1 protein-coding gene and 1 pseudogene are annotated in these 6,969 nt (G+C 49.3%); one reads left to right on the top strand and one right to left on the bottom strand.

The window, feature by feature from the left end; all coding sequences use genetic code 11:
* Positions 1-154: 154 nt before the first annotated feature.
* Positions 155-4,588: pseudogene (locus FEK46_RS23205) on the bottom strand (autotransporter outer membrane beta-barrel domain-containing protein); the annotation flags it as partial.
* A gap of 398 nt (positions 4,589-4,986) precedes the next feature.
* On the opposite strand from FEK46_RS23205, the gene FEK46_RS23200 reads away from it, so the two are divergent.
* Positions 4,987-6,969: hypothetical protein (locus FEK46_RS23200; protein WP_138194848.1), on the top strand; the 1,983-nt coding region annotated here is incomplete at its 3' end.

Genomic DNA, 6,969 nt, shown 5'->3' with positions numbered 1-6,969 from the left:
ACAAATCTATGTACAGGCTCCTTCCCGTTTTCTGACAGAGTGCGTTTTGTTCATGCCGGATGCGGCGTAAACGCCTTATCCGGCCATAAAATCGCGCAAATTCAATATATTGCTTTGATATGTAGGCCTGATAAGCGTAGCGCATCAGGCAATGTTAGCGCCAACTGTACTTAATCCCCAGCATTCCTTGAGTGTTGCTATAGCCTTTGTCACCTGTTTGTACACCAACGTTGCCCCAGATGCTCAGATTAGCATTCACTTTACCTTCCACCCCGGTGCGGATTTCGCCCAGATTACGCACGCCGTCACGACTGATGCTTACGCCATCCATCTTCACACCAAAGGTTTCGGTATTGTGGATCCAGTTTACTTCCACGAATGGCTGCAACTCACGCTGCTTACTATCATCCATTTTGTGATGACTGTTCAGGTACGTTCTCACACCCAGACGCGTCTGGATGTTACCATCGCCCTGAGTTTCAATACGGGTCCCATCGTTGCGGTTGTGCGCATTGTCCTTCACGCCCATCCAGGTAACCTGTGCCTGCGGCTGGATATACCAGGTGTTCAGCGTGCTCCGACTGCCGGAAAACTCTCCGGATTTCAGGGTATAACCCGCTTCCAGTGAGGCAGTCAGTCCTTTCGAACTGTAACTGTCGCTGGCGCGGTTATCTGCTGCCACACTGTTATTAAACCAGTTGTACAACATCCCGCTATCGACATACGCCCCGGTTTTATCCGCCTCATTCTGGTTCCAGGTTCCGTACAGCCCGGCGCTGTAACCGTTGATACGTCCGTCAGAGCCGTAACCGGCGCGGTCGCTGCGGGTATTGCTGCGCGCGTTTGCATAACCTCCCATCACCCCCAAATGCCAGCGGTCGGTGCCGTCGGTACTCCACTGTGTGATATCACCCCCCAGTTGCAGCACATAACGGTTGCTCTGCGTTTTCAACTGACCGTCACCGACAACAGAACGTTCATGACCGCCGACATGGCGCATCCACATGCTGGCTGCCAGTCCGTCCTCTTTTAGCGCGTCGGTGTAGTGCGGTTCACCAAGACGATCGTGCAGACGGTGGTTAAACAGCGTGTTCGCGACTGAAATATTGCTGATATAACTACCCGCTTCCGGGCGCAGCGCGTCTGGTGCCATCGGATCCACTACCGGTGGTTTGACCGGAGCCTCCGGTACAACGGGTCGAACAGGTAAAACGGGACCTTTCCACTTACTGGTGAGATACCAGTTTTGCGCCGCACTGTCAGTGCCTTTCGCCAACGTATAAACATAAGCGCCAGCTTCCACAGTGCCGGTGGTCAGGGCGAAGTGACCGGTAGAGCTGCCGTCAACATGAACCAGTTCAATACCGTTGTCAGTCTGTTTACCCACGCCCCCGACATTATGCACCGCAACCCTGGTGTTACCGACCGTATCGCCGTGAACAATGAGCTTGTCGGTTTGAGAATCGTCGCCCCCCAGTTCCGTGTTCATCACAATCAGACCGTCATTGCCAGTGTAGTTGCCCGCCACGGTCAGGGTTTTGAAATCATTATCGTTAGGTGCGGAAATCGAGATCGTTCCGGCACTGCTCAGATCGTTGACCTTTGAAGCAGCTGTCATGTTCCAGCGGCTGGCAGCATCAATATCGACATTCGCCGGGTCGATCCATCCGGTCAGTTGTGCGCCGTTTTGCAGAGTCAGTCGGCTGCCGTTATTACCAATAATATTGCTGGTCAGTTGCGCGCCACCGTTGGCACCATCAAAGACAAGCTCCCCCGCATTAATCTCAGTATCTGTGATCCAGGCCGTCTGTCCCGCCAGCGTCAGGCTGCCATCACCGTTCTTGATGAAGCGGCCGCCAGCTACATTGCCATCGATGATGTCACCGTCAAAACGCGAATTATCACTGTCCGTGGCGTTAACGGCGATCAGCGATGCGCCGTTCAGCATCACAACGCCACCGCTGCCGCTCAGGCGGTTAGCCTGCTGATTGTTGCCGTTCAGATCGAGTACACCACCGTTGACGATAATATCGCTACTGCTGTTCAGTGTGTCGGCGATAGCGGTCCGCAGTGTGCCTTCATTAACAGTCGTGCTACCGGTATAGCCGTTGATGGCGGAGAATATCAGCGTACCGCCACCAGTTTTGCTGAGGCTTTTGCCGTCCCAGCCGAAACCATACGCGGTGGAGTTCAGATTATCTTGCAGTGCGTCTCCCAGGGTAAAGCTGTGACTGTCCGTTACGTTGAACGTACCGTGAGCACTGGAGTCTTCGGTGTTTAACCAGACCAGACCAAACTGCGCAATAACATTTTTGCTGTCGTCATCTTTCTTCGCCCATCCGATCAGAAAATGGTCTGTATCGACATAATCCTGCAAAGCCTGTCCTGCGACGGTATAGCTGAAATCGCCGCTAATCCCGTTCCGGGTGCGGATAAGGGTATACAGATTCTCATCAGAAACAGGGGCATAGCCGGAGATATCCAGCGTATTGTTCCCGGTAAGCTGGAGAGTATCGGCGCTCAGTGCCGGGTCACTGGCAATATCAACCTGCGCGGTTACACCGCTGCCAAAATTTGCGTCCGCAGCGACAATCAGCGTTTCACCGGCATCAACTTTCAGCGTACCGCCAGACATATCCAACCGGTTAGCGCCTACGGAATTAGCAATCTGCAGCTCACCACTGCCTGATTTATTCAGCGTCTGGACGTTTTCCAGCGTACCGGCAATCATGGCGCGATCGGTGATCGACAGGTTTTCGCCGCTGTTGCCCATCGTCATTAACGCGTTATGTTGGATATCCAGTGAACTGAAACTCTGCGCCATGTTCTGCGCGTTCAGTGTTCCTTCTTTGACATTGAATCCACCTGTGTTGAGGAACTGATTGGCGTTAGCCGTAGATAAGGTTCCCGTGCCGATCTTTTCCAGTTTGCCAGGGCCGGACAGGACTCCGCCGAGTGTCAGTTTATCGGCTCCGTCGGTTTCAATCGCTACCGTGTCACCTGCTGCAGTACCAATCAGCCGACTACCGGCATTCAGATTCAATTTGCTGTCGCCATTGCTCTTAATCAGCGAGCCATCGGCGAAATTCATGGTGCCGGATGAAAGCACATTCACGGTATTCGCCGCCGTGCTGGTTGACAATAAAGTGGCACCGTCCCGCAATGTAAACCGCGTGCTGCTGGTGTTTATGCCATACTGAGCATTGTCTTTCAGTTCCAGGACACCACCATAAACGGTGGTATTGGCATAAATCCGCGATTGCGTATTTTGAGAACCAGGTGTGAAATCTTCGCCACTAAAAGTCACTTTCCCATCGGTAGCATCGCTGCCGTTGGTGGTATTAATTCCAACAATGACATTTATTGCCACGCCAGTGGAGTTGAAACTGGTTATCGGATCACGAAACAGAATCTGACGCCCAGCGTCAGCAGCAATATTCAACACACCATTCGGCTGGCGGATATTAATCGCATTGGCAACCGCATATGTCATATTGGGCGTTAAGAGATTTCCGACCCCGGTGAAATTATTATAGAACTGAATATCGCTATTTTTCGCATGTAGCAGACTCGTGCCGGTAAAATTCGCGCTGTTGCCGATAAGAATAGCGCCTGCATACTGGCCATTGGAATAGTTTCCATGCACTTTCATACCATCGATACCGTTCGTCTCCATCACCAGTCCGGTCTGTGCAACGATAGCTCCCGCAGTATCCCTGACAGCCCGGTTACCATAGATATCGGCATTACCATACAACTGCACACTTCCGTCAGAAAATAATCCGCCACCCGAACTTATTGCGCTGTTATTACCGATAATAATGGAGGCGTCTGTACCACTGAAAATCAAATTGCCCGAGTCATGTAACCGAATAACACCGCCGGCAATAGCGTGATTGACATTATTGGTCAGCGTTACGTTGCCTTCAAATATAATGTTGGCGTTAGTGGTATCTATCGCGGGGTCATAGGAGTAGGCGCTGTTATTGTCAAAAACAACAGTACCGTTCGCACCACGGAAAAGCACATCTGAATTTGAGATGATAAGGCCACGATAGCCATTATTGGCACGGTTATCGACAAAACGGAGCTGACTGCCATTGCCGAGTTCATACACAATTCCCGAAGCAGTCCCGGAATTATAAACAGCTCCCCCTGTGGAGTTGCTTATTGTCATATCAATACCGTCCAGCAGCTTAATCACTGCTCTTCGAGTTCCACTCAGACTAATTAAGTTAACGGCATTACCGGTGGCATTAAACAACCAACTGTCTGTCCCCAGTGGCGTATTGCGGTCAACAATAAGCGTTGCCGGAGAAGAGCTCGTACCATTAAAAATGAGATCACTTAAACGCGTTGTCTGATTTGCGCCAGTGCCATAGATTTGTGACAGATAGACGCTCTCTCCCGGCAGAATCGACACCGTTGCGGCGAGCGACGAAGTAACACAGTTTAGTGTCAATACGAAAACAACCAGCGTCATCGCAAAGCCGGCCAGCATACGACGTCCGGTTCGTTTTCCCCGACTCTTTGCAAACTCCGATACCGCGACCCAGACGCCAGTAGATTCGTTACGGACAACATTGAATACGTTGTTCATGTTATACATCCTTTAATTAAATGAACCACTCCATCTGGTACATTATTTCTATAACATTTTACTTAAGGACTACAGATTTCTTTTATAAATAAAAGAAGTAATATTCTTATTTGTAGAGATAGATATCTTAAAAATCAAACCGCAAAAGCTCACTGATGAAATAATGCAATGCTCAGATAGACAAGAAACTAACGGTTAATGTAACAGTACCTGCATAATTATAAAAACATAATCTCTTTATAAGTACTTGTTTTAATAAAGGTGCGGTATTAATTACCCACATCATCAATTGGTGTCATAACGGTAAGCCGCAACAGATGGTGTACGGTTATTATTTTATAGCATCATACTAAGTGTGAGCAATGAACAAAGCACAGGATAATACAATGTCACCTAAAGTAATTAATACCACGTACAAAAAGATAGAGAAAGATGGGCTGACTATGACTATAAGTCAACGGAAAGGCCCAGTCTGCGCAACCCTCTATTCACCGGATGGAAGTAATCTTAAGAATAACCACATTTATTATCTGATTAAAATTTTTGACGCTGAAAATAATCCAATAAAAAAAAGCCCCTTCAAATATCATGTTGATGTGGTCACCAAAAATGACTGGTCCACACTTGATACTCATCCAATACTCAAAATATCCTATGAGGGTGACGCAAAGAAATTACAACAGGATAGTTATGGCTTTTATAATACAGAAACAGATCAGAATGGAGAATTTTTATTTGGTATTTTGCCCTTCCTTACTCTGAACAACGCAGAAACTCTGATAGAAAAAACAATGGTACCTTATGTACAAAGTATAACTCTTACCTTTTATCTTGGTGATATCAGTACCGATCTTGTCGTTGAAACTCCATATAATTTAGATTTACGCACATATGACGCAGTAGACATGGTTGTCAATAGTACTGGTGATTTCCGTGATTTAACTGATACAGTCACATTAATTCCTGGCGGGAATATATGTTGTAATCGTAAAGTATGTTTTTGTTTTAGCGGGGAACTGGAATGTGAAGTAGCCTCCTCCATAGAGGGGGTAGCTATTATGGATGTGGATAAAAATAATCAGGTAACGATGCCCTTTACAGAAGAGGAAATTGCCAATCGTGAAGTCTGGGCATATGCAAGTTTTGCATGGTGTGCGATGTCCCCACTGCGCATCCGCGAAGCCAATTCATCCCGGCTGCTGCATATCAGCCCGCAAAACAACTGCAATATCTTTCCCGGACAGACGCTATATGCCACGTTTCAGTATCAACTGAAAGCCGGTGAACATTTTTCCGGAACCGAGTGTCCCTTTGCATTAAACCGGGGGAATTTTTATCCTCCTGAAATCTCCTGGTGGCAGGACGGCAATACCTTATATGGCGGCTGCTTACTGACTGTGGATGACAGCCTGATGAAAGGTGACCGCCTGTCGTGGACGGTTTCCTGCTGCCTTGATAATAGTGGAATCCCGGTTACCTCTGAAACCGTGACCTGGAATGTAGCCTGGGATGCCGATATTGATATTGACGTCACTTTTGCTGCCGATACACCGGTGTTAATTGATTACAGCAATGACAGCACGCGACCGTTATCCTCACGTCCTGCTATGGCCTGGCGGCTGACCGTGCCGGGACTAAGAAACACCCAGGCCTGTTTTTACCCCCTCGTGACCCGCATTACCGAAGATGCCATCATCAGCGATGCATCGTTCAGTGAAATTGTCCCCTGTGCGACAGACAGAACCAGTGGGGATTATTTTTACGTCATGCTGGACGACCTGGGGAGCGCCGTCATTAACGTGCAGCCCCGGGAAAACCGCACGCTGCTTACCGCGTTCAGCGCCGGGATTTATGGCGTCGGGACGATGGTCAACACCGCGAACTTTTTTATCAACAGTGCCTGGGAGGCCGCGACGGCGCCAGCTGTCAGCGTGGCAGAAGGGCAGAACCCTCAGGCGCGCCCCGGTGATGACAGCTATGGCCTGGCGACATTCCCGCTGCTTTCGAACTGGGAGGCGGTGAAGGAGCACGACCTGCTGGGCGGCGCGGTGTATCTATTTGCCGGAAAAGAGATACAGAAAAAGAACCACTACACGCCGCTGACGTTACTGGGAAAAACGCAGATCCCGCTTAAAGCCAGTGGTGGCGCGCCCGATATCGCCCTGTATTTTACCGAATCTAATTTCGAGGCCGGAAAGACCTATTACATCCATGCCTGTCTTGTCGAAAATGCCTATCTGCACAAGGGGGTGAATTATCTCCGTCTGCAGGAAATCAAATTTGAAATTCCGCAGGACCAGCCTGCCGCACCGGACGGGGTGAAGCGGACCTATCGTGCACCGGAATTCGTCTGTAAAGACGGCGCGGTT

The organism is Escherichia sp. E4736 (assembly GCF_005781225.1).
In the GTDB taxonomy this organism is placed as follows: Bacteria; Pseudomonadota; Gammaproteobacteria; order Enterobacterales; family Enterobacteriaceae; genus Escherichia.
The sequence above is the reverse complement of the archived record's forward strand: the minus strand, read 5'-3'. Positions and strand labels throughout refer to the sequence as shown.